The sequence below is a fragment of the Burkholderia sp. AU16741 genome (genome assembly GCF_002223345.1).
GTDB classification, from domain to species: domain Bacteria; phylum Pseudomonadota; class Gammaproteobacteria; order Burkholderiales; family Burkholderiaceae; genus Burkholderia; species Burkholderia sola.
Genome location: NZ_NKEZ01000002.1, coordinates 23374 through 46535, shown reverse-complemented (window position 1 = coordinate 46535; position 23162 = coordinate 23374). Strand labels below are relative to the sequence as shown.

The 23162-nt window shown below is 62.2% G+C and carries 35 protein-coding genes; 2 read left to right on the top strand and 33 right to left on the bottom strand.

Annotated features, from left to right (window positions below; translation table 11 throughout):
- Positions 1-92 precede the first annotated feature (92 nt).
- From ccsB to CFB89_RS01475, 3 genes are all read right to left on the bottom strand, one after another.
- On the bottom strand, positions 93-1271 hold the full coding sequence (gene ccsB / locus CFB89_RS01490; protein ID WP_089466466.1) for a c-type cytochrome biogenesis protein CcsB: 1179 nt from the start codon (positions 1269-1271) through the stop codon (positions 93-95).
- Positions 1272-1275: 4 nt separating this feature from the next.
- Positions 1276-3489, bottom strand: coding sequence for a cytochrome c biogenesis protein ResB (locus tag CFB89_RS01485; protein ID WP_089466465.1), 2214 nt, complete (start codon positions 3487-3489; stop codon positions 1276-1278).
- A 219-nt stretch (positions 3490-3708) separates the two neighbouring features.
- Complete coding sequence (locus tag CFB89_RS01475; RefSeq protein WP_089466464.1) at positions 3709-4362, bottom strand: cytochrome c; 654 nt, start codon at positions 4360-4362, stop codon at positions 3709-3711.
- Positions 4363-4576: 214 nt separating this feature from the next.
- Between CFB89_RS01475 and yihA the strand changes: the two genes are divergently transcribed.
- Together yihA and hemB are read left to right on the top strand one after the other, a co-directional pair.
- Positions 4577-5236 (top strand): ribosome biogenesis GTP-binding protein YihA/YsxC, encoded by a 660-nt coding sequence (yihA, locus tag CFB89_RS01470; protein WP_089466463.1) that lies wholly within the window; start codon positions 4577-4579, stop codon positions 5234-5236.
- Positions 5237-5489: 253 nt separating this feature from the next.
- Positions 5490-6488, top strand: coding sequence for a porphobilinogen synthase (gene hemB, locus CFB89_RS01465; RefSeq protein ID WP_089466462.1), 999 nt, complete (start codon positions 5490-5492; stop codon positions 6486-6488).
- Positions 6489-6618: 130 nt separating this feature from the next.
- Here the strand turns inward: hemB and dsbD are convergent, their stop codons facing one another.
- The 30 genes from dsbD to rplC form a co-directional block, all read right to left on the bottom strand.
- The gene (gene dsbD, locus CFB89_RS01460; protein WP_089466461.1) at positions 6619-8466 is read right to left on the bottom strand and encodes a protein-disulfide reductase DsbD; all 1848 of its coding nucleotides are present in this window, start codon (positions 8464-8466) and stop codon (positions 6619-6621) included.
- Complete coding sequence (cutA, locus tag CFB89_RS01455) at positions 8459-8785, bottom strand: divalent-cation tolerance protein CutA (protein WP_089466460.1); 327 nt, start codon at positions 8783-8785, stop codon at positions 8459-8461. Before cutA ends, dsbD begins: the two co-directional genes overlap by 8 nt.
- Positions 8786-8983: 198 nt before the next feature.
- Positions 8984-9379 (bottom strand): 50S ribosomal protein L17, encoded by a 396-nt coding sequence (gene rplQ / locus CFB89_RS01450; RefSeq protein WP_006477175.1) that lies wholly within the window; start codon positions 9377-9379, stop codon positions 8984-8986.
- Positions 9380-9528: 149 nt separating this feature from the next.
- The gene (locus CFB89_RS01445; protein WP_006477176.1) at positions 9529-10506 is read right to left on the bottom strand and encodes a DNA-directed RNA polymerase subunit alpha; all 978 of its coding nucleotides are present in this window, start codon (positions 10504-10506) and stop codon (positions 9529-9531) included.
- A gap of 124 nt (positions 10507-10630) precedes the next feature.
- Positions 10631-11254, bottom strand: a complete 624-nt coding sequence (gene rpsD / locus CFB89_RS01440; RefSeq protein WP_006477177.1) for a 30S ribosomal protein S4 — start codon at positions 11252-11254, stop codon at positions 10631-10633.
- 154 nt (positions 11255-11408) lie between these two features.
- Positions 11409-11810, bottom strand: coding sequence for a 30S ribosomal protein S11 (rpsK, locus tag CFB89_RS01435; RefSeq protein ID WP_004197937.1), 402 nt, complete (start codon positions 11808-11810; stop codon positions 11409-11411).
- A 28-nt stretch (positions 11811-11838) separates the two neighbouring features.
- Entirely contained in the window at positions 11839-12204 is a 366-nt protein-coding gene (gene rpsM, locus CFB89_RS01430; protein WP_006477178.1) for a 30S ribosomal protein S13, read from the bottom strand.
- Positions 12205-12242: 38 nt separating this feature from the next.
- Positions 12243-12359 (bottom strand): 50S ribosomal protein L36, encoded by a 117-nt coding sequence (gene rpmJ, locus CFB89_RS01425; protein ID WP_004199844.1) that lies wholly within the window; start codon positions 12357-12359, stop codon positions 12243-12245.
- 20 nt (positions 12360-12379) lie between these two features.
- Positions 12380-12598: a translation initiation factor IF-1 gene (gene infA / locus CFB89_RS01420; RefSeq protein ID WP_004521905.1), complete on the bottom strand. Its 219-nt coding sequence runs from the start codon at positions 12596-12598 to the stop codon at positions 12380-12382.
- Positions 12599-12605: 7 nt separating this feature from the next.
- The gene (gene secY, locus CFB89_RS01415; protein WP_089466459.1) at positions 12606-13955 is read right to left on the bottom strand and encodes a preprotein translocase subunit SecY; all 1350 of its coding nucleotides are present in this window, start codon (positions 13953-13955) and stop codon (positions 12606-12608) included.
- Between the two features lie 42 nt (positions 13956-13997).
- A complete protein-coding gene (rplO, locus tag CFB89_RS01410; RefSeq protein WP_006482880.1) occupies positions 13998-14432 on the bottom strand; it encodes a 50S ribosomal protein L15 in 435 nt (144 codons plus the stop codon).
- A 26-nt stretch (positions 14433-14458) separates the two neighbouring features.
- A complete protein-coding gene (gene rpmD / locus CFB89_RS01405) occupies positions 14459-14641 on the bottom strand; it encodes a 50S ribosomal protein L30 (RefSeq protein ID WP_006400644.1) in 183 nt (60 codons plus the stop codon).
- Positions 14642-14656: 15 nt separating this feature from the next.
- A complete protein-coding gene (rpsE, locus tag CFB89_RS01400) occupies positions 14657-15175 on the bottom strand; it encodes a 30S ribosomal protein S5 (RefSeq protein WP_006752931.1) in 519 nt (172 codons plus the stop codon).
- Positions 15176-15189: 14 nt separating this feature from the next.
- A complete protein-coding gene (rplR, locus tag CFB89_RS01395; protein ID WP_006477183.1) occupies positions 15190-15555 on the bottom strand; it encodes a 50S ribosomal protein L18 in 366 nt (121 codons plus the stop codon).
- A 12-nt stretch (positions 15556-15567) separates the two neighbouring features.
- Positions 15568-16098, bottom strand: coding sequence for a 50S ribosomal protein L6 (gene rplF, locus CFB89_RS01390; protein ID WP_089466458.1), 531 nt, complete (start codon positions 16096-16098; stop codon positions 15568-15570).
- A gap of 18 nt (positions 16099-16116) precedes the next feature.
- Entirely contained in the window at positions 16117-16512 is a 396-nt protein-coding gene (rpsH, locus tag CFB89_RS01385) for a 30S ribosomal protein S8 (RefSeq protein ID WP_006477185.1), read from the bottom strand.
- A 14-nt stretch (positions 16513-16526) separates the two neighbouring features.
- Positions 16527-16832 (bottom strand): 30S ribosomal protein S14, encoded by a 306-nt coding sequence (gene rpsN / locus CFB89_RS01380; protein ID WP_006482884.1) that lies wholly within the window; start codon positions 16830-16832, stop codon positions 16527-16529.
- A 7-nt stretch (positions 16833-16839) separates the two neighbouring features.
- The gene (rplE, locus tag CFB89_RS01375) at positions 16840-17379 is read right to left on the bottom strand and encodes a 50S ribosomal protein L5 (RefSeq protein ID WP_006477186.1); all 540 of its coding nucleotides are present in this window, start codon (positions 17377-17379) and stop codon (positions 16840-16842) included.
- Positions 17380-17395: 16 nt separating this feature from the next.
- Positions 17396-17704: a 50S ribosomal protein L24 gene (gene rplX, locus CFB89_RS01370; RefSeq protein WP_006477187.1), complete on the bottom strand. Its 309-nt coding sequence runs from the start codon at positions 17702-17704 to the stop codon at positions 17396-17398.
- 9 nt (positions 17705-17713) lie between these two features.
- Positions 17714-18082, bottom strand: a complete 369-nt coding sequence (rplN, locus tag CFB89_RS01365; protein WP_006482918.1) for a 50S ribosomal protein L14 — start codon at positions 18080-18082, stop codon at positions 17714-17716.
- Positions 18083-18391: 309 nt separating this feature from the next.
- Positions 18392-18664 carry a 30S ribosomal protein S17 gene (gene rpsQ / locus CFB89_RS01360; protein WP_006477189.1) on the bottom strand — a complete coding sequence of 91 codons (273 nt, stop codon included), beginning with the start codon at positions 18662-18664 and terminating at the stop codon, positions 18392-18394.
- Positions 18661-18855, bottom strand: coding sequence for a 50S ribosomal protein L29 (gene rpmC, locus CFB89_RS01355; RefSeq protein ID WP_006400652.1), 195 nt, complete (start codon positions 18853-18855; stop codon positions 18661-18663). The genes rpsQ and rpmC overlap by 4 nt, the downstream gene beginning before the upstream one ends.
- 9 nt (positions 18856-18864) lie before the next feature.
- Positions 18865-19281 carry a 50S ribosomal protein L16 gene (gene rplP, locus CFB89_RS01350; RefSeq protein WP_006482873.1) on the bottom strand — a complete coding sequence of 139 codons (417 nt, stop codon included), beginning with the start codon at positions 19279-19281 and terminating at the stop codon, positions 18865-18867.
- A gap of 2 nt (positions 19282-19283) precedes the next feature.
- The gene (gene rpsC, locus CFB89_RS01345; RefSeq protein ID WP_006482899.1) at positions 19284-20084 is read right to left on the bottom strand and encodes a 30S ribosomal protein S3; all 801 of its coding nucleotides are present in this window, start codon (positions 20082-20084) and stop codon (positions 19284-19286) included.
- Positions 20085-20095: 11 nt separating this feature from the next.
- The gene (gene rplV / locus CFB89_RS01340) at positions 20096-20425 is read right to left on the bottom strand and encodes a 50S ribosomal protein L22 (RefSeq protein ID WP_004199272.1); all 330 of its coding nucleotides are present in this window, start codon (positions 20423-20425) and stop codon (positions 20096-20098) included.
- Positions 20426-20437: 12 nt separating this feature from the next.
- Entirely contained in the window at positions 20438-20713 is a 276-nt protein-coding gene (rpsS, locus tag CFB89_RS01335; RefSeq protein ID WP_004199273.1) for a 30S ribosomal protein S19, read from the bottom strand.
- A 10-nt stretch (positions 20714-20723) separates the two neighbouring features.
- A complete protein-coding gene (rplB, locus tag CFB89_RS01330) occupies positions 20724-21551 on the bottom strand; it encodes a 50S ribosomal protein L2 (protein WP_006482900.1) in 828 nt (275 codons plus the stop codon).
- A 2-nt stretch (positions 21552-21553) separates the two neighbouring features.
- On the bottom strand, positions 21554-21868 hold the full coding sequence (rplW, locus tag CFB89_RS01325; RefSeq protein WP_004199275.1) for a 50S ribosomal protein L23: 315 nt from the start codon (positions 21866-21868) through the stop codon (positions 21554-21556).
- Complete coding sequence (gene rplD / locus CFB89_RS01320; protein WP_006477192.1) at positions 21865-22485, bottom strand: 50S ribosomal protein L4; 621 nt, start codon at positions 22483-22485, stop codon at positions 21865-21867. Before rplD ends, rplW begins: the two co-directional genes overlap by 4 nt.
- The gene (rplC, locus tag CFB89_RS01315; protein WP_006482922.1) at positions 22485-23135 is read right to left on the bottom strand and encodes a 50S ribosomal protein L3; all 651 of its coding nucleotides are present in this window, start codon (positions 23133-23135) and stop codon (positions 22485-22487) included. The genes rplD and rplC overlap by 1 nt, the downstream gene beginning before the upstream one ends.
- Between the last annotated feature and the right edge of the window lie 27 nt (positions 23136-23162).

Genomic DNA, 23162 nt, shown 5'->3' with positions numbered 1-23162 from the left:
GTTCGACGCCCGGTTCGCCCGCCCGTTACAAAAGAAAACCGCCGGGCACGCAGTGCACCGGCGGTTCGATAGTCGGACGAGCGGCGAAAATCTTACAGTTTGCCGTAGCTGTGCAGCCCGGACAGGAACATGTTGACGCCGAGGAACGCGAACGTCGTGACCAGCAGGCCGGTGAGCGCCCACCATGCGGCCACCGCGCCGCGCAGGCCCTTCATCAGCCGCATGTGCAGCCACGCCGCGTAGTTCAGCCACACGATCAGCGCCCAGGTTTCCTTCGGGTCCCAGCTCCAGTAGCCGCCCCACGCTTCGGCCGCCCACAGCGCGCCGAGGATCGTCGCGATCGTGAAGAACGCGAAACCGACCGCGATCGACTTGTACATCACGTCGTCGAGCACTTCGAGCGTCGGCAGGCGATCCGCGAGGATCCCGCGCTCCTTCATCAGGTACGCGATCGACACCATCGCCGACAGCGCGAAGCTGCCGTAGCCGATGAAGTTCGCCGGCACGTGGATCTTCATCCACCAGCTTTGCAGTGCCGGCACGAGCGGCTGGATCTGCTGCGCGTCGCGCGCGACCGAGTACCACATCAGGAAACCCACCGCCGCGCTGATGACCAGCAGCACGAACGCGCCGAGCGAACGCGTGCCGTAGTGGCCTTCGTAATACAGATAAAGCAGCGCGGTGATCAGGCTGAACAGGACGAACACTTCATAGAGGTTCGATACGGGGATATGCCCGACGTCCGCCCCGATCAGGTAGGACTCGTACCAGCGCACCATCAACCCCGTGAAGCCCATCAGCACGGCGACCCACGTGAGCTTCTGGCCGATCGCCGCGCCCGTTTCCGAGCGCGCGAGCAGGCCGATCCAGTAGAAGATCGTCGCGAGCACGAACAGCGCGCTCATCCACAGGATCGCCGACTGGCTCGACAGGAAGTACTTGAGGAAGAACGCCGAATCGGCGCGGGCGAGATCGCCCTGGTAGATCCGGATCGACAGCAGCGACAGCACGGCGATCGACGCCATCATCAGCCGCGCGGGCTTCCAGCGCCAGCCGAGCGCGACGAGCGCCGGCACGGTGCCGATCATCACCGCCTTGTCGTAGTAATCCATGTGCGCGTTGTAGTGCATGAGCGCATAGCCCGCGCCCGCCACCAGCGCCAGGGCGAACAGCCAGTCGAACAGCGACAGGCGTGCGAGGAACGGACGGTCGTCGAACAGCGGCGACGGAGCCGACGCCGGACGGGAAGAGGAAACTTGCGTGAGATCCATGATGTTACCGGGTGGAATTCTCGGAATCGGAACCGCCGCCGGCAGGCGGACGGGCCGTCGAAGCCGCACCGGCAGGCGCGGCGTCGCGAGGTGCGGCGTGCAAGGCGGCGCCGGCCGCGTCGCGCGTCTGCACGAATTCTTTCTCGAAATCGAAGGTCTTGCGGGCCGTGGACATTGCCATCACCACCTCGACGCCCGAACCGGCGTCCTTCAGCCAGAACCAGAGTCGCCGCTCGCGCACGTAGAACATCGAGAAGATGCCGGCGACCAGCAGCAGGCTGCCAAGATACACCAGATTCTTGCCGGGTGCGCGCGTCAGCTGAAATACCGAAGCTTGCACCTGCTTGAAGGAGTCAAGCTGCAAATAGACCGGCGATCCATACAAAAAGCTGTCGGATAGCGCATTGATCGCGTTCTGCACGAAGCGGATCGTGTCGGTGCCCTGCTGCGCGGCCGGCTCGCCCGCACGCTCGCGCGCGATCTGCCAGACCTCCCACATCGAGCCCTCGAGCATCCGCAGCAGCAGGCTCGCGGCCTTCTCCTGCTCGCCCTTCGGCACCGAGCGGTCGATGAACGTCGCGACCGCCTGGAAGCCGCCGACCGGCTGGCCGTCCGCACCGCGGCCGACGCTGTCGTCGCTCGCCGCAAACAGGGTCAGCACCTTCGACGCGCTGTCCTGCAGGCGCCCGCGCAGCGACGCGTCGCCCGGCAGCGAGCGCTGCGCGAAGCGCGCGGCGGCTTCGGTGCGCACGGCCGGATCCTCGAGCGCGGCGCGCAGGCGCATCCATTCGCCGATCGAATCCTGGCTGTCGGCCGGAATCCGCATGTAGCGGAACGGATCGTTCGGGCTCGCGCGCACGCCGGCGAGGAACACGCGCTCGCCGTTCATGTCGACGGGCAGCATGTAGTTGTTGAATTCGCGCGCCTGGCCGTCCTTGCCCCGAATCTTGTACTGCACCGACGGCCCGATGTTGTGGAGCTGCGTCGGCTTCGACGTCTTCGCGCCCGAGCCGAGCCGCTCGTCGAATACTTCCTTCAGCGAGCTGGTGGTCGCGACGCCGCGCACGTCCGGCTTGCCGTTCGCGTCGGCCATGTTCTCGACGTTGATCGCGCGGAAATCGGAGAATTCGATCGTGTCGCCGTCGGCGCCGGGGACCTGCAGCGGCGCCGAGCTGCCGATCGTACCCTTCACCGGGACGGTGGTCGCGTGGCTGCCCGTCATCGGATAGGCCGTCATCTGCATCTGCGAGCCGCCGTCCTGGAAGCTCGACTGGTAGATCGACACGCCCTTGTAGGTGAACGGCTTGTTGACCTCCACCCGCGCCGGGATCTTCCGGCCGGTCTCGCGATCGATCACGACGATGTCGCTCGCGAACAGCTTCGGCATGCCCGTCGTGTAGTAATCGACGATGAACTTGTTCAACTGGATCGAGAACGGCAGATCCTGGATCAGCGAGCCGCTCGGCTGGTTCAGGATCGCGGTCGACACGAACTGCCCCTCCGGCACCCACGCATAGCCGCGGAACGTCGGGTTCGACGCGGACAGGCGATGGTCGGGCGAAATCTCGCTGATCGTCGCGCTCGTGTTGACCGGGCTCTTGCCGAACATCCACATCTGGAATTTGATCGGCAGGTTGCTGTCGAGCAGGCCGCCGATGCAGATCACGACGATCGCGAGGTGCGCGGAGATATAGCCCCACTTGGTCATCGCGCCGCGCTTCGCGGAGATCAGCGTCGCGCCGCCGGTTTCACGCACGACGTGCTTGTAGCCGGCCTTCGTGACGAACGTGGCGAGCGTCGCCGCGACGCTCGCGCGCGTGCCGGACGCCGTGTATTCGGCCTTGTGGTGGAATGCGCGCAGGCTGCCTTCGCGGACCTTGTCCTTCCAGCTCTTCGCATCGGCGATCATCTTCGGCGCGTTGCGGATCACGCACAGCGAGATCGACACGACGAGGAAAATCAGGATCAGCATGAACCACCACGCGCTGTACACGTTGTACAGGCCGAGCGAGCGGAAGATGTCCGCCCAGAACGGCCCGAACTGGTTCACGTAGTTCGGATACGGATCGTCCTGGGTCAGGACCGTGCCGATGATGCTCGCGATCGACAGCACCACCAGCAGCGCGATCGCGAAACGCATCGAGCTCAGCAGCTCGACCGCACGTTTCGACGCACCCTGACCCGACTTCGACTGCAACCCCGACGTGGTAACGCTCATTCAAACTCCGACTAAGGGGAAACAGCCCCCACGCTCACTATGTTCGCTCGGGGAGCGCCGCTCCCCATCGCCTGCAAGCCGCGCCATCGCGGCTCGGCCCGGCGAGTGCCGACAAAAAAGAAGGGCGAGGCAACCGCGACGGCGCGGCGCCCCACCCTTTTCTTGTTCTGACTCCGGCCGCCCTTCGGGCGCCCGGTCATGCCGTTCGCGGCCGACCGCTCAACGCAGGCCCGCGATGTAATCCGCGACGGCCTTGATCTCGGTATCCGACAGCCGCGACGCGATCTGATGCATCGCCTCGTTGTTGTTGCGCGCGCCGGCACCCTGCTGGAACGCGGTCAACTGCGCGACCGTGTAATCGGCCCATTGCCCCGACAGACGCGGGTACTGGACCGGGATCCCCTGGCCCGTCGGCCCGTGGCAGCTCGCGCAGGCGGGTACGCCCTTTTCCGCGATGCCGCCGCGATAGATCTTCTGGCCGACCGGCACGGTCGCCGCATTGCGGGCGGTGCCGAGCTTCGTCGTCTGCGACCCGTAGTACGCGGCGACGTTGCGCATGTCGTCCGCGCTCAACGCGCTTGCGAATCCGACCATCACCGCGTTGTTACGCACCGGCCCCTTCGCGCCCGGCTGCGTCTTGAAGTCGTTCAACTGCTTGACCAGATATTCGGGATGCTGGCCGGCGAGCTTCGGGAAACTGCCCGACGCGCTATTGCCGTCGGCGCCGTGACACGACGCGCACACCTGCCCGGCAATCGCCTTGCCGCGGTCGAGATCCGGCTTGGCCGCATCTACCGCGTTTGCCTCCGCTACGAAACCTACGAACCCTGCTGCAACCTGAAGCACCATCAGAGACTTGCACAGTCGATTCATTCGCACACCCTGTTTCGTCTTGTGGGAATTTGAGGTTCTGCAAAAAACGACGGCGTCCAGTCTACCGCAGAAGCCACATAAAAGCGCGAGGCAGGCGCCCGGTGGCCTTCGGCAAAACCGCCGTATTGTACAATATCGTGTTGAAAGCTCCCGCGCCTATCGGGGCTACCCCGCCTCCACCAAGCGGCTCGCGCCGCCCGTCCTTCCGGTTCCCATGGCCTTTCTGCTCCATCAAGCCCGCTTCTACACGACCGTCAACCATCTGCGCGACCTGCCGCCGACGGTCCAGCCGGAAATCGCGTTCGCGGGCCGCTCGAATGCCGGCAAGTCGACGGCGATCAACGTGCTGTGCAACCAGAAGCGGCTGGCCTTCGCGTCGAAGACGCCCGGCCGCACGCAGCACATCAACTACTTCTCCGTCGGCCCGGCCGCCGAACCGGTCGCGAATCTCGTCGACCTGCCCGGCTACGGTTATGCGGAAGTGCCCGGCGCCGCGAAGGCGCACTGGGAAATGCTGCTGTCGTCCTATCTCGCGACGCGCTCGCAGCTTTGCGGCCTGATCCTGATGATGGATTCGCGGCGTCCGCTGACCGATCTCGATCGCCGCATGATCGAGTGGTTCGCGCCGACCGGCAAGCCGATCCACACGCTGCTGACGAAGTGCGACAAATTGACGCGCCAGGAAAGCATCAACGCGTTGCGCAACACGCAGAAGGGGCTCGACGCGTATCGCGACCAGGGCGTGAAGGGCAAGCTGACGGTCCAGCTGTTCTCGGCGCTGAAGCGCACTGGGCTCGACGACGCTCATGAACTGATCGAGAGCTGGCTGCGGCCGTCCGTCGCCGACGAAAAAAGCGAGCCTGTAGCACAATGAGCGGGCAACGCGCGGCCGGGATCGGCCATGCGCACCTGACGGCGCCTGCGGATTCGGCCGGCTCATAAAAAAACCCGCCGTTGAACGGCGGGTCAAACAGCCTAATCGAAAAACGACAGGCACCCGCTCAGGGAGGAGAAGCGGGGAGCTGCACGCAACGCGCGCCGCTCGATCGCTATCATATACCAACGATCTCGAAAATGACCTAAGGGTTCCGTAAGGTCCTTCTTGCCCTGATTTCTGCCAAATCGCCATGAGCTTCCATCCGCTTCATCGTCCGCGCCGGATGCGCCGCGACGACTTCTCCCGCCGCCTGATGCGCGAAAACCGCCTGACCACCGACGACCTGATCTACCCGGTGTTCGTCGTCGAAGGCACCAACCAACGCCAGCCCATCCCGTCGATGCCCGGCGTCGAGCGCGTGTCGGTCGATCTGCTGATGCACGTCGCCGAGCAGTGCGTCGAACTCGGCGTGCCCGTGCTGTCGCTGTTCCCGGCCATCGAGCCGTCGTTGAAGACGCCTGACGGCCGCGAGGCAGCCAATCCGGAAGGCCTGATCCCGCGCGCGGTGCGCGAGCTGAAGAAGCACTTCCCCGAACTGGGCGTGCTGACCGACGTCGCGCTCGATCCGTACACGAGCCACGGCCAGGACGGCGTGCTCGACGAAAACGCCTACGTGATCAACGACGACACGATCGAGATCCTGGTCGACCAGGCGCGTGCGCAGGCGGAAGCCGGCGTCGACATCGTCGCGCCGTCGGACATGATGGACGGCCGCATCGGCGCGATCCGCGAAATGCTGGAAAGCGACGGCCATATCCATACGCGGATCATGGCCTATTCGGCGAAGTTCGCATCGGCGTTCTACGGCCCGTTCCGCGATGCGGTCGGTTCGGCGTCCAACCTGGGCAAGGGCAACAAAATGACCTACCAGATGGATCCGGCGAACAGCGACGAAGCGCTGCGCGAAGTGCGCCTCGACATCGACGAAGGCGCCGACATGGTGATGGTCAAGCCCGGCATGCCGTATCTCGACATCGTGCGCCGCGTGAAGGACGAGTTCCGCTTCCCGACCTACGTGTACCAGGTGAGCGGCGAATACGCGATGCTGAAGGCGGCCGCGATGAACGGCTGGCTCGACCACGACAAGGTGGTGCTCGAATCGCTGCTCGCGTTCAAGCGCGCGGGTGCCGACGGTGTGCTCACGTACTTCGCGCTCGATGCCGCGCGTCTGCTGAAAGCACAGCGCTGATCGCGCGCCGGCAGGCACCAGCAAAAACGGCGGGACACCTCGGTGTTCCGCCGTTTTTTGTTTACCGTCGAGAGAGACTGTCGGCCGGCCCCGGATCTTCCGTTCGCCGGCGCGCCGCAGCCGGCCATCGTCATACCGTCGGAACGGCCGCCCGATCGAGGCTGCGCAGGAACGTGTCGGCCGCCTGATAGCCGACCACGCGGCCGATCTCGTGGCCGTTGCGATCGAAGAAGATGATGCCCGGCGGCCCGAACAGGTTGAAGCGCTTGAGCAGCGCCTGATCGTCCGGGTTGTTCGCGGTGACGTCCGCGCGCACGAGGTGAAGCTGAGCGAGCCGCGCCTGCACGCGCGCGTCGGTAAACGTCAGATGCTCCATCTCCTTGCAGCTCACGCACCAGTCGGCGTAGAAGTCGAGCATCACGGGCTGACCCGACGTCTTCAGCAGCGCGTCGAGTTCGCCGGTGGAGCGCACCGGCGCGAACGCGGGGCCGTCCTGCGCCGCAGCCGCGCCGGCCGTCGTCGCGCCGCCGGACGCGACGGTACGCGCCGCCAGCACGGCCAGCGGCTTGACGGGATCGGTCGAACCCGCAGCCAGGCCGACGAGCAGCGTCGCGGCCCAGATCGCGAGCGCGGCGCCCACGCCGCGGCCCAGGCGGCGCCAGATCGACGCGGCGCCGGCATTCGGCGTGAACAACCCGAGCGCCGCGGCCGCGATCAAGAGCCACAACGCCGCGAGCACCATCTTCAGCCCGCCGGCCAGCACCGGCCACACGATCCACAGCGCGGCCGCGAGCAGCACGATGCCGAAGAACACCTTCACGCCGTCCATCCATGCGCCCGCACGCGGCAGCACCGTCCCGGCTCCGATGCCCACGACCAGCAGCGGCACGCCGAGCCCCAGCCCCATCGCGAACAATGCCGCGCCGCCGAGCCACGCATTGCCGGTATGCGCGATGAAAGCGAGCACCGCGAACAGCGGCGCCGTCATGCACGCGCCGACGACCAGCGCCGACAACGCGCCCATCGCCGCGACCGCGACGAAGTGGCCGCCCTGGCGCGCGCTCGACGCCTCGGCCGCGCCGTTTTGCCAGCGCGCCGGCAACGCGATGTCCTTGCCCGAAATCAGCGACACCGCGAACGCGCTCAGCAGCACGCCGAACGCGCCGAGCACCCATGGGTTCTGCAGCCAGGCCCCAAGGCTCTGGCCAACCAGCGCGGCGGCGATGCCGAGCACCGTGTAGACCAGCGCCATGCCGACCACGTAGGTCAGCGACAGCGCGAAGCCGCGTGCATGCGTCGCCCGCGTGCCCTGGCCGATGATGATCGCGGACACGATCGGAATCATCGGGTATGAACAGGGCAGCAGGCTCAGCACGACGCCCGCGACGAAATAGAGCGCGACGATCGTGAAGAAGCCGTGCCCTTCGAGCAGCGACTGCGCGAAATCGGCGCTCGTGACCTTGTCGAACCAGCTGCCCGCGGCAGCCGTGTCGCCGGACGGCGAGGCGGCGCCGAGCGCGGCGCCATCGACCTTCATCACGTGCTCGGCCGGCGGATAACAGATCCCTTCGTCCGCGCATCCTTGCGACGTCACCGCGAGCTCGAACGGACCGGCCGCCTGCTTCACCGGCACGTGAACGACGACCTCATCGCGATAGGTCTCCACGTTCTTCTGGAACGTCTGGTCGAACTTCACGTGGCCGGCCGGGAATTGCGGCTCGCCGAGCGTGGCCTGGCCGCTTTTCACCGCGAACGCGAAGCGCTCGCGGTACATGTAGTAGCCGTTCGCGATCTTGAAGCGGACGTCCACCTGTCCCGGTGATTCGCTCGCGCTGAACTTGAACGCAACCGACGGATCGAGGAAATCGTCGGCCGCGCGCGCGCCGGACAGGCCCCCCAGCACGAGCAAGAACGACAACAGGACCGCAAGAAACCGCAGCGCGCGCACGCGCATCGAAAGCGCCATACCGTTAAACATGAAATAGACGTTGAGTTTCGCTGGTCACCCACTGGCCATACGCGGCCGATGCCGTCGTCTGCCACGAGACGATTTCGGGCGTCTCGTAAGGATGATGCGCGAGAATAAATCGCTCCAGTTCGAGTGCCCGAACCGGGCTCGTCTTGAACAGCAACTGGATCTCGTCGGCCGTTTCGACCTTGCCCTGCCAGTGATAGCGCGACTTGATCGCGCCGAGCTCCGACACGCACGCGGCGAGCCGCGCGCCGAGCGCGCCGTCGGCGAGCGCCGCGGCCGTCGCCGCATCGGGGACCGTCGTCAGCATCAGCACCACTATCATCCGTCCTCCTCGCTCGTCTACAGACTCCTGCCAGTGCCGATTACCCGTTCAGGGACCGCATCGGTGCCCGTATCGTAGCGCAGCCCGCGCGACGCTGCCGGCCCCGCCCTGCGACAATCGACCGCAGCCGGCACATCAAAAACAAAAAGGGCCAAGCAATTGCTCGGCCCCTTTCAGATCCTGCTACGTACCGGAAGCTTACTCAGCTTCTTGCACGTTTTCCGTTTCGTCGACTTCCGGACGGTCGAGCAGCTCGACCAGTGCCATCGGTGCGTTGTCGCCCACGCGGAAGCCGAACTTCAGCACGCGCAGGTAGCCGCCCGGACGGTTCGCGAAACGCGGACCGAGCACGTCGAACAGCTTCGCGACCGAGTCACGATCGCGCAGGCGGTTGAACGCCAGGCGACGGTTTGCCAGCGACGGCTTCTTGCCGAGCGTGATCAGCGGCTCGACGACTTTACGGAGTTCCTTCGCCTTCGGCAGCGTCGTCTTGATGACTTCGTGCTCGATCAGCGAGTTGGACATGTTACGGAGCATAGCCAGACGGTGGCTGCTCGTGCGGTTCAGTTTCCGCAGACCATGACGATGGCGCATTTCAGTTTCCTTGATTCAAAGTTTTGGTCCAGCTCTTCTATCGCGCCTAGGAGGGCGCACGGGCCGGTAACGAAAAAAAGCAAGATGCGGATTTTAAAGGAAAATCCGCATCTTTGCCAACGACAGCGATAGCCAGGCTACAACCGGGCTTACTTGTCGAGACCAGCCGGCGGCCAGTTCTCGAGCTTCATGCCCAGCGTGAGACCGCGCGAAGCGAGCACTTCCTTGATCTCGTTGAGCGACTTGCGACCGAGGTTCGGCGTCTTCAGCAGCTCGTTTTCCGTGCGCTGGATCAGATCGCCGATGTAGTAAATGTTCTCGGCCTTCAGGCAGTTCGCCGAACGAACCGTCAGTTCGAGATCGTCCACCGGACGCAGCAGGATCGGATCGATCTGCGGTGCGCGCGACGGTGCCTCGGCTGCCGTTTCCGTGCCTTCCAGCGCCGCGAACACGGACAGCTGGTCGACCAGGATGCGGGCCGACTGGCGGATCGCTTCTTCCGGCGTGATCACGCCGCTCGTCTCGATGTTCATCACGAGCTTGTCGAGGTCGGTACGCTGCTCGACCCGTGCGCTTTCGACCGCATAGCTCACGCGGCGAACCGGCGAGAACGATGCGTCGAGGACGATGCGGCCGATGATCTTGGCCGTGTCTTCGCCGTAGCGACGGACGTTGCCGGGCACGTAGCCGCGACCCTTTTCGATCTTGATCTGAACGTCGAGCTTGCCGCCCTTCGACAGGTGCGCGATCACGTGATTCGGGTTGATGACTTCGCAATCGTGAGCCAGCTCGATATCGCCGGCCGTCACGACGCCTTCGCCTTCCTTGCGCAGCGTAACCGTCACTTCGTCACGGTTATGCAGCTTGAACACCACGCCCTTCAGGTTCAGCAGCAGGTTGACGACGTCTTCCTGCACGCCATCCAGCGTCGAGTACTCGTGCACCACGCCCGCGATCGTGACTTCGGTCGGCGCGTAGCCTACCATCGACGACAGCAGCACGCGGCGAAGCGCATTGCCCAAGGTGTGGCCGTAACCGCGTTCGAACGGTTCCATGACCACCCTCGCGTGGTTCTCGCCCAGCGATTCCACGGCGATGATCTTGGGTTTCAGCAAACTGGTTTGCATGGGCTTTCCTTTTCAATACCCTCGGCTCGTTACACCGATAAGGCTGACCGGTAACAACCAGAAAATAAACAGCCGAGGCCCCTCCTTGCGCGACGCAATCGGGGTACCTCGGCCGTCAATCGGATTAACGCGAATACAATTCGACGATCAGGCTTTCGTTGATGTCGCCTGCGATTTCAGCGCGTTCCGGCATTTGCTTGAACGTGCCTTCGAACTTCTTCGCATCGACTGCAACCCAGCTCGGCATGCCGCCTTGCTCGGCCAGCGACAGCGCTTCGACGATACGCGCCTGCTTCTTCGCCTTTTCGCGGATCGCGACGACGTCGCCCGCCTTCACTTGCTGCGACGGGACGTTTGCGACGACGCCGTTCACGGTGATCGACTTGTGGCTCACCAACTGGCGCGCTTCAGCGCGGGTCGAGCCGAAGCCCATGCGGTACACGACGTTGTCGAGGCGCGACTCGAGCAGTTGCAACAGGTTTTCACCCGTGTTGCCCTTGCGGCGGTCGGCTTCAGCGAAGTAGCGGCGGAACTGACGTTCCAGCACGCCGTAGATGCGCTTGACCTTCTGCTTTTCGCGCAGCTGCGTACCGTAGTCGGACGTACGCGCGCCCGAGGTACGGCCGTGCTGGCCCGGCTTGCTGTCGAGCTTGCACTTGTCGGCGAGCGAGCGGCGCGCGCTCTTCAGGAACAGGTCGGTGCCTTCACGGCGGGACAGCTTGGCTTTGGGGCCGATATAACGTGCCACTTTGCATTCCTTTATCAATCAGTCACGCGGATCGAAATCCGCGCTAGTCCGCTCCCTTTGGGGCGAACGGTGGGCTTAGTCAATCAAAAAAGCAACGCCCGTCGACGCTGAGCGGCGACAGGCAATGTGCTAGCACGAACGTGCCAGCACATCCTCAGATACGACGACGCTTCGGCGGACGGCAGCCGTTGTGCGGAATCGGGGTGACGTCCGAAATCGCGGTGATCTTGATGCCGAGGCCGTGCAGCGCGCGCACTGCCGACTCGCGACCCGGGCCCGGGCCCTTGATCCGCACTTCCAGATTCTTCACGCCGTATTCCATCGCGACGCGGCCAGCCGACTCGGCTGCGACCTGAGCAGCGAACGGCGTCGATTTGCGCGAGCCCTTGAAGCCCTGACCGCCCGACGTCGCCCATGCCAGAGCGTTGCCTTGGCGATCGGTGATCGTGATGATCGTGTTGTTGAACGACGCGTGAACGTGAACCACGCCTTCAGCGACGTTCTTCTTAACCTTCTTGCGAACGCGTTGCGCCGCGGTGTTCGAAGCCTTAGCCATTACGTTTTCCTGTAACTGTCAGTTCCGCTTACTTCTTCAGCGCTTGCGCTGCACGACGCGGACCCTTGCGGGTACGTGCGTTCGTACGCGTACGCTGACCGCGCATCGGCAGGCCCTTGCGATGACGAACACCACGGTAGCAACCGAGGTCCATCAGGCGCTTGATGTTCATCGTCACTTCACGGCGCAGATCGCCTTCGACGACAAACTTGCCCACTTCTTCACGCAGCTTTTCCAGGTCTGCGTCGGTCAGATCCTTGACCTTCTTCGAAAAATCGACGCCAGCTGCCACGCAGATGCTGCGCGAACGGGTGCGGCCGACACCAAAGATAGCCGTCAGGCCGATCTCGGTGTGCTGGTGATTCGGGATGTTAACCCCTGCGATACGAGCCATTGTTTTTCCTCAAACAAAAAGCGCAAACAAACGCGCGGTCAGCCTTGGCGCTGCTTGTGGCGCGGATCCGAGCTGCAGATCACGCGAACGACGCCTTTGCGCTTGATGATCTTGCAATTGCGGCAAATGCGCTTAACCGATGCCATCACTTTCATGATAATACCCTTTTTTCAAATCACTTCGCCCGGAACACGATCCGCGCACGAGACAGATCGTAAGGCGTCAACTCAACCGTCACCTTGTCGCCGGGCAGAATGCGGATGTAGTGCATCCGCATCTTTCCGGAAATATGCCCCAACACGACATGGCCGTTTTCCAGCTTCACACGGAAGGTCGCATTCGGGAGGTTTTCAATCACCTCACCCTGCATCTGGATTACATCGTCTTTGGCCATAGTCCTTTCAACGCGTCGGGATATTGCCGCCCTTGAAGTTTGCCTTCTTGAGCAGCGACTCATACTGTTGCGACATAACGTACGACTGCACCTGCGCCATAAAGTCCATCGTGACGACGACAATGATCAGCAGCGACGTTCCACCAAAATAAAACGGCACGTTCCAGCGCAGCACCAGGAATTCCGGCAGCAGACACACGAAGACGATGTAGATCGCACCGGCCAGCGTCAGACGCGTGAGGATGCGGTCGATATATCGTGCGGTCTGATCGCCCGGACGAATGCCCGGAACAAACGCGCCGCTCTTCTTCAGGTTGTCCGCGGTCTCCCTGCTGTTGAACACCAATGCGGTGTAGAAAAAGCAGAAAAACACGATTGCCAGCGTGTACAGCAGCACATAGACCGGCTGGCCCGGCTTCAGCGCTTCCGCAACGTTATGCAACGTATTGGAAATCCAGCTTCCCGTCGGCTGACCGGTACTGAACCAGCCGAGAATCGTTGCCGGGAACAGAATGATCGACGATGCAAAGATCGGCGGAATCACGCCCGACATGTTCAACTTCAGCGGCAGATGCGACGACTGCCCACCGTAGATCTTGTTGCCGACCTGACGCTTCGCGTAGTTCACGAGGATCTTGCGCTGACCGCGTTCGATGAACACGACCAGGTAAGTCACCGCGGCAATCAGAACGACGATGATGATCGCCGAAATGATGCTCATCGAACCCGTACGCACCAGCTCGAACAACCCACCGACGGCATTCGGGAACCCTGCTGCGATCCCGCCGAAGATGATGATCGAGATACCGTTGCCCAGACCACGCTCGGTAATCTGCTCGCCGAGCCACATCAGGAACATCGTGCCCGTCACCAGCGTCACGACCGTCGTCAGACGGAACAGCGTGCCGGGATCGGTGACGAGGCCTGGCTGGTTTTCCAGCGCAGCCGCGATACCGAATGCCTGGAAGGTCGCGAGCACCACGGTGAAATACCGCGTGTACTGCGTGATCTTCCGTTGCCCTGCCTGCCCTTCCTTCTTGAGCGCCTCGAGCTGCGGCGAAACGATCGCCAGCAACTGCATGATGATCGACGCCGAAATGTACGGCATGATCCCCAGCGCAAAGATCGTGAAGCGGGAAAGTGCGCCACCCGAGAACATGTTGAACATGCCCAGGATGCCGCCCGCCTGGCTCTGGAACAGCTTGGCCAGTTGATCCGGATCGATGCCCGGCACGGGAATGTGCGCGCCGATGCGATAGACGATCAGCGCCAGGAGCAGGAACATCGCTCGCCGGCGCAGATCGCCGAATTTCGCCGTGCTTCGACCGGGTTTTGCAAGACTCGGGCTGTTAGCCAAGTACCTTCTCCGATGAATGCAAGTGACGACGCGCTACGCGTGTCACTCGGCGAACGAACCGCCAGCCGCTTCGATCGCAGCGCGCGCACCCTTGGTGGCACCGAGACCCTTCACGACGATCTTGCGCTTCAGTTCGCCCGTCGCGATGATCTTTGCGCTCTTCGTCAGCTCGCCGACCAGGCCGGCTTGCTTCAGTGCGAGCAGATCGATCTCGTCGACCGGCAGCTTCTCGAGGTCGCCCAGGCGCACTTCACCGACGAATTCCTTCGTCAGCGACGTGAAGCCGCGCTTCGGCAGACGACGTTGCAGCGGCATCTGACCGCCTTCGAAACCGACTTTGTGGAAGCCGCCCGAACGCGATTTCTGACCCTTGTGACCACGGCCAGCCGTCTTGCCGAGGCCCGAACCGATGCCACGACCGACGCGACGCTTGGCGTGCTTGGCGCCAGCTGCCGGCTTCAGGTTATTCAATTCCATATCAACTCCTTGATCCGTAGGGCCGCTTACGCGATGACCTTAACGAGGTACGAGACCTTGTTGATCATGCCGCGGACCGCCGGCGTGTCCTGCAGCTCGCTAACCGAGTTGAGTCGGCGCAGGCCCAGGCCACGCACGGTCGCGCGGTGCGATTCGCGGGTCCCGATCAGGCTCTTCACGAGCTGAACCTTGACAGTTTTTTCAGACATGGTGACCACCCGGGCTTAGCCCAAAATATCTTCGACGGACTTGCCGCGCTTCGCCGCGATGTCTGCCGGGGTCGACTGCTTGCGCAGGCCGTCCAGCGTGGCGCGAACGAGGTTGTACGGGTTCGTCGAACCGTGGCTCTTCGCCACGACGTTCTGAACGCCCATCACGTCGAACACTGCGCGCATCGGGCCGCCGGCGATCACGCCCGTACCTGCCTTCGCCGGAGCGAGGAGGACCGCGGATGCGCCGTGCTTGCCGTGCACTTCGTGCTGCAGCGTGCCGTTCTTGAGCGGCACCTTGAACATGTTGCGGCGAGCTTGTTCCATTGCCTTCTGGACAGCGACCGGCACTTCCTTCGCCTTGCCCTTGCCCATACCGATGCGGCCATCACCGTCGCCAACCACGGTCAGTGCGGCGAAGCCGAGAATACGGCCACCCTTCACGACCTTGGTCACGCGATTGACCGAAATCATCTTTTCGCGAAGGCCGTCGTCGCGCTCGTCAGCCTGAACTTTCGCTTGCATCTTTGCCATGACGAATTCCTTCCTTAGAACTTGAGCCCAGCTTCGCGAGCTGCCTCAGCCAGCGCCTTGACGCGGCCGTGGTAGCGGAAGCCCGAGCGGTCGAAGGCGACGGATTCGATGCCGGCAGCCTTTGCCTTTTCGGCAATACGCTTGCCGATCAGCGTCGCGGCATTGACGTTGCCGCCCTTGCCCGACTTGTCGGCCAGTTCTGCGCGCACTTCCGCTTCGAGCGTCGACGCGCTGGCGAGCACCTTGGTGCCGCAGGGCGAGAACACTTGAGCGTAGATGTGCGTGTTCGTGCGATGCACGGCGAGACGCGCGACCTGCAGCTCAGCGATCTTGATACGCGTCTGGCGAGCGCGGCGCAGGCGAGATTGAGTCTTATCCATGATTGCGCACCCTTACTTCTTCTTCGTTTCTTTGAGGATCACAACCTCGTCGGCATAGCGCACGCCCTTGCCCTTGTAGGGCTCCGGCGGACGGTAACCGCGGACTTCCGCAGCCACTTGACCGACTTGTTGCTTGTTGATCCCCTTGATCACGATTTCGGTTTGCGTCGGGGTTTCAGCCTTGACGCCTTCCGGCATCTGGTGCACCACCGGGTGCGAGAAACCCAGCGACAGGTTCAGCTTGTCGCCTTGCGCTTGCGCACGGTAACCGACGCCAACCAGCGTCAGCTTGCGCTCGAAACCCTTGGTCACGCCGTGCACGGCATTCGCGATGATCGCGCGCATCGTGCCCGACAGTGCATTTGCTTCGCGGCTTTCGTCGACCGGCGACAGATTCAGCGTGCCGTCGTTGTTCGCCACGTTCACGAGCGGATTGATCGCTTGCGTGATGGTGCCCAGCGGGCCCTTGACGATGATTGCACCGTCGGCCAGCTTGACTTCCGCGCCTTGCAGCGCGATCGGGCTTTTACCTACTCGAGACATGTTTCTCTCTCCTCGGCTTTAAGCGACGTAGCAGATGACTTCGCCGCCGACGCCGGTAGCGCGCGCCTTGCGGTCGGTCATCACGCCCTTCGGCGTCGACACGATTGCCACACCGAGGCCATTCATGACCTGCGGAATGTCGTTACGGCCGCGGTACACGCGCAGACCAGGCTTCGACACGCGCTCGAGGCGTTCGATGACCGGGCGACCTGCGTAGTACTTCAGCGCGATATTCAGTTCGGACTTCGCACCTTCCGCCTTCACGGCGAAATCGTCGATATAGCCTTCGTCCTTCAGGACTTGCGCGATTGCAACCTTGACCTTCGACGAGGGCATCGCGACCGATACCTTCTCGACCATCTGCGCGTTGCGGATGCGAGTCAGCATATCGGCGATAGGATCACTCATGCTCATTTACGTTTCTCCTATTACCAGCTCGCCTTGGTCAGGCCAGGAATCTCGCCACGGAATGCGATTTCACGAATCTTGTTACGCGCGAGGCCGAATTTACGGAACGTGCCACGCGGACGGCCCGTGATCGCGCAGCGGTTACGCTGGCGGGTCGGGTTTGCGTTGCGGGGCAGTTGCTGCAGCTCCAGGCGTGCTTCGTAGCGCTCTTCTTCCGACTTGCTTTGGTCTTCGACGATCGCCTTCAGCGCTTCGCGCTTTGCTGCGAACTTCGCGACCAGGCGGGCGCGCTTCTTTTCACGTTCGATCAGTGCCAGTTTAGCCACGGTAACCTCAGTTTCTGAACGGGAACTTGAAGCTGGCGAGCAGAGCCTTTGCTTCGTCGTCGGTCTTCGCAGTCGTCGTGATGCTGATGTTCAGCCCACGCAGTGCGTCGATCTTGTCGTAATCGATTTCGGGGAAAATGATCTGCTCTTTCACACCGATGTTGTAGTTGCCACGGCCATCGAAAGCACGACCCGACACACCGCGGAAGTCACGCACGCGGGGGAGGGCAACCGTCACGAAACGGTCGAGGAATTCGTACATCGCCTGGCCACGCAGCGTCACCATCGCGCCGATCGGGTAACCCTGGCGGATCTTGAAGCCTGCGATTGCCTTGCGAGCCTTCGTGACGACCGGCTTCTGGCCGGCGATCTTCGTGAGGTCGCCAACGGCGTTCTCGATGATCTTCTTGTCAGCGATCGCTTCGCCAAGACCCATGTTCAGCGTGATCTTGGTGATGCGCGGCACTTCCATGACCGACTTGTAACCGAACTTCTCGATCAGGCCGGGCACAACCTTTTCTTTGTAAAACTCTTGAAAACGAGCCATTTTTTACTCCGCTGCGTCAGGCGCTCAGTACGGCACCGGTCGTCTTCAGGAAGCGAACCTTCTTGCCTTCCTCGACCTTGATGCCAACACGCGACGCCTTGCCATTCGCGTCGACCAGTGCGACGTTCGAAATATGCAGGGGCATCGTCTTCGCTTCCACGCCGCCCGTCGTACCCTTCATCGGGTTCGGCTTCACATGCTTCTTGACGAGGTTGATACCTTCAACCGTCACATGTTCAGCACCGACAGCCAGCACGACGCCGCGCTTGCCCTTGTCCTTGCCAGTGACGACGATGACTTCGTCACCTTTGCGAATCTTGTTCATCGCGACTCCTTACAGCACTTCCGGCGCCAGCGAAACGATCTTCATGAATCGTTCGCTACGCAGCTCACGCGTCACCGGCCCGAAGATACGGGTGCCGATCGGCTCGAGCTTGTTATTCAAAAGCACAGCGGCGTTGCCGTCGAACTTGATCAGCGAGCCGTCTTGACGGCGCACGCCCTTAGCGGTGCGAACCACCACGGCGTTGTAAATTTCGCCTTTCTTCACGCGCCCGCGCGGCGTTGCCTCTTTGACGCTCACCTTGATGATGTCGCCAATGCCGGCATAACGACGCTTCGAGCCGCCGAGCACCTTGATGCACAGGACTTCACGTGCACCCGTGTTGTCGGCTACTTCGAGCCGAGATTCGGTCTGGATCATGGTTTGTCTTTCCCAACTTAATCCGGATGCACCACCATGATGCATTCGGTCAGTCTTGGTCCCGTCAGCCAATCGGCTGCTTGGGTTGGAACAGCAGCGACGGCAAACGAAACCCGCCATCGCAATTCGGTGAATCTTTCGGACAGGCAGGCGCCAGTCCGCTTCCCCCACCAACTTCGCCCGCGACGGGGCTCCCATAAAGAGGGAAGACCAGGATTATAACAAATAATCCTGGTCCCGCAAGCAAAAACTTTGCGATTTCAAGCACTTCGTGGAGAAGTGCCTGTTACTGCCTACTGCGCTGTCCGCTTAGATGACGCGAGCAGCTTCGACGAGGCGCGACACCGTCCAGGCCTTCGTCTTGGAAACAGGACGCGTTTCCTGGATTTCGACGAGATCGCCTTCGTTGTAGGTGTTCGCTTCATCGTGCGCGTGGTACTTCTTCGAGCGCACGACATACTTGCCGTAGATCGGATGCTTGACGCGGTGCTCGATCAGCACGGTGACGGTCTTGTCCATCTTGTTGCTGACGACCCGACCGACCAGCGTCCGCTTCAGCGAGGTTTTCACGCTATCGTTCATTTCTGGTTCGCCTTCTGAGTCATGACGGTCCGCACACGTGCGATGTCGCGACGAACCTTCTTCAGCTGGCTCGTGTTCGTGAGCTGCTGGGTCGCGAGTTGCATGCGCAGGCCGAATTGCGCCTTCAGCAGGTCCGCCAGCTCCTTGTTGAGCGCGGCCTGGTCTTTCTGGAGAAGTTCGGAAGCCTTCATGTTTTCTCCTTAGGCGCCGAGCTGGCGCACGATGAATGCCGTCTTCAGCGGCAGCTTGGCTGCGGCCAGACGGAACGCTTCGCGTGCCAGTTCTTCGGTTACGCCGTCCATTTCATAGAGCATCTTGCCCGGCTGAATCTCGGCGACGTAGTACTCCGGGTTACCCTTACCGTTACCCATACGCACTTCGGCCGGCTTCTGCGAAATCGGCTTGTCCGGGAAGATCCGGATCCAGATGCGGCCGCCACGCTTGATGTGACGCGTCATTGCACGACGCGCCGCTTCAATCTGACGTGCGGTCAAACGACCGCGACCGATCGCCTTCAGGCCGAATTCACCGAACGACACTGCGTTGCCGCGCGTCGCCTTGCCGGTGTTACGACCCTTCTGCTCTTTACGATACTTTCTGCGTTTCGGTTGCAGCATCGTTATTCTCCAGTCTTGCCGTCTTCGGGCTTGCCGGCGCCACGGCGCGGTGCGCCACGACGAGCACCCGGAGCGCCGCCTTCGCCGTCACGGCGCGGACGACGGTCGCCCGGACGCGCATTGCGACGCGGACGCTTGTCTTCGGCTACTTCTTCCACCACCGGTGCGTCGTTGCGGCCGAGCGTATCGCCCTTGTAGACCCACACCTTGACGCCGATGATCCCGTAAGTCGTCTTCGCTTCCGAAGTCGCGTAGTCGATATCGGCACGCAGCGTGTGAAGCGGCACGCGACCTTCGCGATACCACTCCGTACGAGCGATTTCGATACCGTTCAGACGGCCTGCGCTCATGATCTTGATGCCTTGGGCACCCAGACGCATCGCGTTCTGCATCGCACGCTTCATCGCGCGACGGAACATGATCCGGCGCTCGAGCTGTTGCGTGATCGAGTCAGCGATCAGCTGAGCATCGGTTTCCGGCTTGCGGATTTCTTCGATGTTGACGTGAACCGGCACGCCCATGCGGCGTTGCAGTTCCGTCTTCAGCTGTTCGATATCCTCGCCCTTCTTGCCGATGACCACGCCCGGACGCGAGCTGTAAATCGTGATGCGCGCGTTCTTCGCCGGACGCTCGATGACCACCCGACCGACCGAAGCGTTCTTCAGCTTCTTCTTCAGGTATTCACGAACACCGATGTCTTCCTGCAGCATCGCCGCGAAATTGTTGTTGTTCGCGTACCAACGCGAAGCCCAATTGCGGCTGACAGCCAGGCGGAAGCCAGTCGGATGAATTTTCTGTCCCATCGTATGGCTCCTTAATTCCCGACCGTCACAGTGATGTGACAGGATTGCTTCTCGATGCGGTTACCGCGGCCCTTTGCGCGCGCGGTGAAACGCTTGAGCGATGCAGCCTTGTCGACGTAGATGCTCTTGATCTTGAGCTCGTCGATATCAGCGCCTTCGTTGTGCTCCGCATTCGCGATTGCCGACAGCACAACCTTCTTCACGATGCCAGCCGCCTTCTTCGGCGAGAACGTCAGAACGTTCAGCGCCTTGTCGACCGGCAAACCGCGGATCTGGTCAGCCACAAGGCGCGTTTTCTGCGCCGAGATGCGGGCACCGCGATGAATTGCTTTCACTTCCATCTTGATTGCCCCTTATTTCTTGGCCTTCTTGTCGGCTGCGTGACCCTTGAACGTACGGGTCAGTGCGAACTCGCCAAGCTTGTGGCCGACCATGTTTTCCGAGATATACACCGGAACGTGTTGACGGCCGTTGTGAACAGCGATCGTCAGGCCGATGAAATCCGGCAGAATCGTCGAGCGACGCGACCAGGTCTTGATCGGCTTTTTGTCGCGCGAAGCTGCAGCCGCCTCAACTTTCTTCAGCAAATGGGCGTCGCAGAACGGACCTTTTTTAACAGAACGTGCCATTGCCTACTCCTTAACGCTTGTGACGGCGCTGGACGATCATCGTCGTCGTGCGCTTGTTGCTGCGGGTGCGGTAACCCTTAGCCGGCGTACCCCACGGGCTCACCGGGTCGCGACCTGCAGCCGTCTTGCCCTCACCACCACCGTGCGGGTGATCGACCGGGTTCATCGCAACGCCACGCACCGTCGGGCGGATACCGCGCCAGCGGTTCGCGCCAGCCTTGCCGATCTGGCGCAGGCTATGCTCTTCGTTGCCGACTTCACCGATCGTTGCACGGCACTCGATGTGCACGCGACGGATTTCGCCCGAACGCAGACGAACCTGCGCGTAGACGCCTTCACGTGCCAGCAGCATGGCCGACGTGCCAGCCGAACGCGCCATTTGCGCGCCCTTGCCCGGCAGCATCTCGATGCAGTGGATCGTCGTACCGACCGGAATGTTGCGGATCGGCAGCGTGTTGCCTGCACGGATCGGCGCTTCCGAACCCGACATCAGCTGTTGGCCGACGGTCAGGCCCTTCGGGGCGATGATGTAGCGACGTTCGCCGTCTGCGTAGAGCACCAGCGCGATGTTCGCGCTGCGGTTCGGGTCGTACTCGAGACGTTCGACCTTTGCCGGGATGCCATCCTTCGTGCGACGGAAATCGACGATACGGTAGTGCTGCTTGTGACCACCACCCTTGTGACGCGTGGTGATACGACCGTTGTTGTTACGGCCGGCGGTCGAGCTCTGCGAGTCGAGCAGTGCCGCGAACGGCTTGCCCTGGTGCAGGTTCTTGTTGACCACCTTGACCATCGCGCGGCGACCCGGCGATGTCGGCTTAACTTTAACGATTGCCATGATTACTTGGCCTCCGCTTCAAAGTTGATTTCCTGGCCGGGCTTCAGGCAAACGTACGCCTTCTTCACGTCCTTGCGGCGGCCCATCGAACGGCCGAAGCGCTTTTGCTTGCCCTTCTGAACCAGCACGTTGACCGAATCAACTTCAACCTTGAACAGCAGCTCGACAGCCGCCTTCACTTCCTGCTTCGTGGCATCCGGTGCGACTTCGAACACGACTTGCTCGTTCTTGTCGGCAACCAGCGTCGCCTTTTCCGAGATCACCGGTGCGAGCAGGACCTGCATCAAACGATGATCGTTCTTGCGAATCTCGCTCATGACAGCAACTCCTCGATCTGGGCGACCGCAGCCTTCGTGACCAGCACTTTCTTGAAGTAGATCAGCGACAGCGGGTCAGCGTAGCGCGGCTCGACAATCGCCACGTGCGGCAGGTTGCGCGAAGCCAGGTACAGGTTCTCGTCGACCGTGTCCGTGATGATCAGAACGGAATCGAGACCCATGGTCTTGAATTTGTCGGCCAGCAGCTTGGTCTTCGGCGCTTCGAGGATGATGTCCTCGACGACCGACAGACGGCCTTCACGGGCCAGCTGCGAGAAGATCGAGCAGAGACCTGCGCGATGCATCTTCTTGTTGACCTTGTGCGAGAAGTTTTCTTCCGGCGAATTCGGGAAGATACGACCACCGCCACGCCACAGCGGGCTCGACGACATACCGGCACGAGCGCGGCCCGTACCCTTCTGGCGCCACGGCTTCTTGGTCGTGTGCTTGACTTGCTCACGGTCCTTCTGTGCGCGGTTACCCTGGCGAGCATTCGCCTGGTATGCGACGACGACCTGGTGGATCAGCGCTTCGTTGTAGTCACGACCGAACACGACGTCCGATGCGTTGACCACTGCACCTTCCTGACCATTTTCGTTCAGGAGCTTGAGTTCCATTATTTCGCCCCCTTGGTCTTGACGGCCGGCGTCACGAAGACCTTGCCGCCCTTCGCGCCCGGAATCGCACCCTTCACGAGCAGCAGCTTGCGCTCTGCGTCGATACGAGCGATTTCGAGGTTCTGCACCGTCACCGTCACGTCACCCATGTGACCCGTCATGCGTTTACCCGGGAAAACACGACCCGGATCCTGCGCCATACCGATCGAGCCCGGCACGTTGTGCGAGCGCGAGTTACCGTGCGTGGCACGGCCGGAGGAGAAGTTGTAACGCTTGATCGTACCGGCGTAGCCCTTACCGATCGACACGCCTTGCACGTCGACCTTCTGGCCCACTTCGAAAAGATCTGCACCGACCACGGCGCCATTCGACAGCTCGGCTGCCTTGGCCGCGTCAATGCGGAATTCCTTGAGGATTTCACCGGCTTCGACACCGGCTTTGGCGAGATGACCTGCCAGCGGCTTCGTCACGCGCGATGCGCGGCGGGAGCCGAATGCAACCTGCACGGCCGTGTAGCCGTCGGTTTCAACAGTCTTGATCTGCGTCACGCGGTTGTCCGACACGTCCAGCACGGTGACGGGAATCGAATCCCCTTCAGCCGTGAAGATACGGGTCATGCCAACCTTGCGACCTACGAGTCCAAGGCTCATCATTTTCTCCATTCCCGACTGCGATTG

Bases quoted from the DNA above. Each gene is read 5' to 3' on its own strand.
- rpmC (WP_006400652.1), bottom strand. From the start codon at position 18,855: ATGAAGGCTTCCGAACTTCTCCAGAAAGACCAGGCCGCGCTCAACAAG.
- rplN (WP_006482918.1), bottom strand. From the start codon at position 18,082: ATGATCCAGACCGAATCTCGGCTCGAAGTAGCCGACAACACGGGTGCA.
- rplB (WP_006482900.1), bottom strand. From the start codon at position 21,551: ATGGCAATCGTTAAAGTTAAGCCGACATCGCCGGGTCGCCGCGCGATG.
- CFB89_RS01445 (WP_006477176.1), bottom strand. From the start codon at position 10,506: ATGCAAACCAGTTTGCTGAAACCCAAGATCATCGCCGTGGAATCGCTG.
- rplV (WP_004199272.1), bottom strand. From the start codon at position 20,425: ATGGAAGTGAAAGCAATTCATCGCGGTGCCCGCATCTCGGCGCAGAAA.
- rplQ (WP_006477175.1), bottom strand. From the start codon at position 9,379: ATGCGCCATCGTCATGGTCTGCGGAAACTGAACCGCACGAGCAGCCAC.
- rplD (WP_006477192.1), bottom strand. From the start codon at position 22,485: ATGGAACTCAAGCTCCTGAACGAAAATGGTCAGGAAGGTGCAGTGGTC.
- rplO (WP_006482880.1), bottom strand. From the start codon at position 14,432: ATGGAATTGAATAACCTGAAGCCGGCAGCTGGCGCCAAGCACGCCAAG.
- rpsK (WP_004197937.1), bottom strand. From the start codon at position 11,810: ATGGCTAAGGCTTCGAACACCGCGGCGCAACGCGTTCGCAAGAAGGTT.
- CFB89_RS01485 (WP_089466465.1), bottom strand. From the start codon at position 3,489: ATGAGCGTTACCACGTCGGGGTTGCAGTCGAAGTCGGGTCAGGGTGCG.
- rpsS (WP_004199273.1), bottom strand. From the start codon at position 20,713: ATGGCACGTTCTGTTAAAAAAGGTCCGTTCTGCGACGCCCATTTGCTG.
- hemB (WP_089466462.1), top strand. From the start codon at position 5,490: ATGAGCTTCCATCCGCTTCATCGTCCGCGCCGGATGCGCCGCGACGAC.
- rplW (WP_004199275.1), bottom strand. From the start codon at position 21,868: ATGAGCGAGATTCGCAAGAACGATCATCGTTTGATGCAGGTCCTGCTC.
- rplR (WP_006477183.1), bottom strand. From the start codon at position 15,555: ATGGATAAGACTCAATCTCGCCTGCGCCGCGCTCGCCAGACGCGTATC.
- rpsH (WP_006477185.1), bottom strand. From the start codon at position 16,512: ATGAGCATGAGTGATCCTATCGCCGATATGCTGACTCGCATCCGCAAC.
- yihA (WP_089466463.1), top strand. From the start codon at position 4,577: ATGGCCTTTCTGCTCCATCAAGCCCGCTTCTACACGACCGTCAACCAT.
- rplP (WP_006482873.1), bottom strand. From the start codon at position 19,281: ATGCTGCAACCGAAACGCAGAAAGTATCGTAAAGAGCAGAAGGGTCGT.
- rplC (WP_006482922.1), bottom strand. From the start codon at position 23,135: ATGAGCCTTGGACTCGTAGGTCGCAAGGTTGGCATGACCCGTATCTTC.
- infA (WP_004521905.1), bottom strand. From the start codon at position 12,598: ATGGCCAAAGACGATGTAATCCAGATGCAGGGTGAGGTGATTGAAAAC.
- rplF (WP_089466458.1), bottom strand. From the start codon at position 16,098: ATGTCTCGAGTAGGTAAAAGCCCGATCGCGCTGCAAGGCGCGGAAGTC.
- rpsE (WP_006752931.1), bottom strand. From the start codon at position 15,175: ATGGCAAAGATGCAAGCGAAAGTTCAGGCTGACGAGCGCGACGACGGC.
- rpsQ (WP_006477189.1), bottom strand. From the start codon at position 18,664: ATGAACGATAGCGTGAAAACCTCGCTGAAGCGGACGCTGGTCGGTCGG.
- ccsB (WP_089466466.1), bottom strand. From the start codon at position 1,271: ATGGATCTCACGCAAGTTTCCTCTTCCCGTCCGGCGTCGGCTCCGTCG.
- CFB89_RS01475 (WP_089466464.1), bottom strand. From the start codon at position 4,362: ATGAATCGACTGTGCAAGTCTCTGATGGTGCTTCAGGTTGCAGCAGGG.
- rpsC (WP_006482899.1), bottom strand. From the start codon at position 20,084: ATGGGACAGAAAATTCATCCGACTGGCTTCCGCCTGGCTGTCAGCCGC.
- dsbD (WP_089466461.1), bottom strand. From the start codon at position 8,466: ATGTTTAACGGTATGGCGCTTTCGATGCGCGTGCGCGCGCTGCGGTTT.
- rpsM (WP_006477178.1), bottom strand. From the start codon at position 12,204: ATGGCTCGTATCGCAGGGGTTAACATCCCGAATCACCAGCACACCGAG.
- rpmD (WP_006400644.1), bottom strand. From the start codon at position 14,641: ATGTCTGAAAAAACTGTCAAGGTTCAGCTCGTGAAGAGCCTGATCGGG.
- rplX (WP_006477187.1), bottom strand. From the start codon at position 17,704: ATGAACAAGATTCGCAAAGGTGACGAAGTCATCGTCGTCACTGGCAAG.
- rplE (WP_006477186.1), bottom strand. From the start codon at position 17,379: ATGGCTCGTTTTCAAGAGTTTTACAAAGAAAAGGTTGTGCCCGGCCTG.
- cutA (WP_089466460.1), bottom strand. From the start codon at position 8,785: ATGATAGTGGTGCTGATGCTGACGACGGTCCCCGATGCGGCGACGGCC.
- rpmJ (WP_004199844.1), bottom strand. From the start codon at position 12,359: ATGAAAGTGATGGCATCGGTTAAGCGCATTTGCCGCAATTGCAAGATC.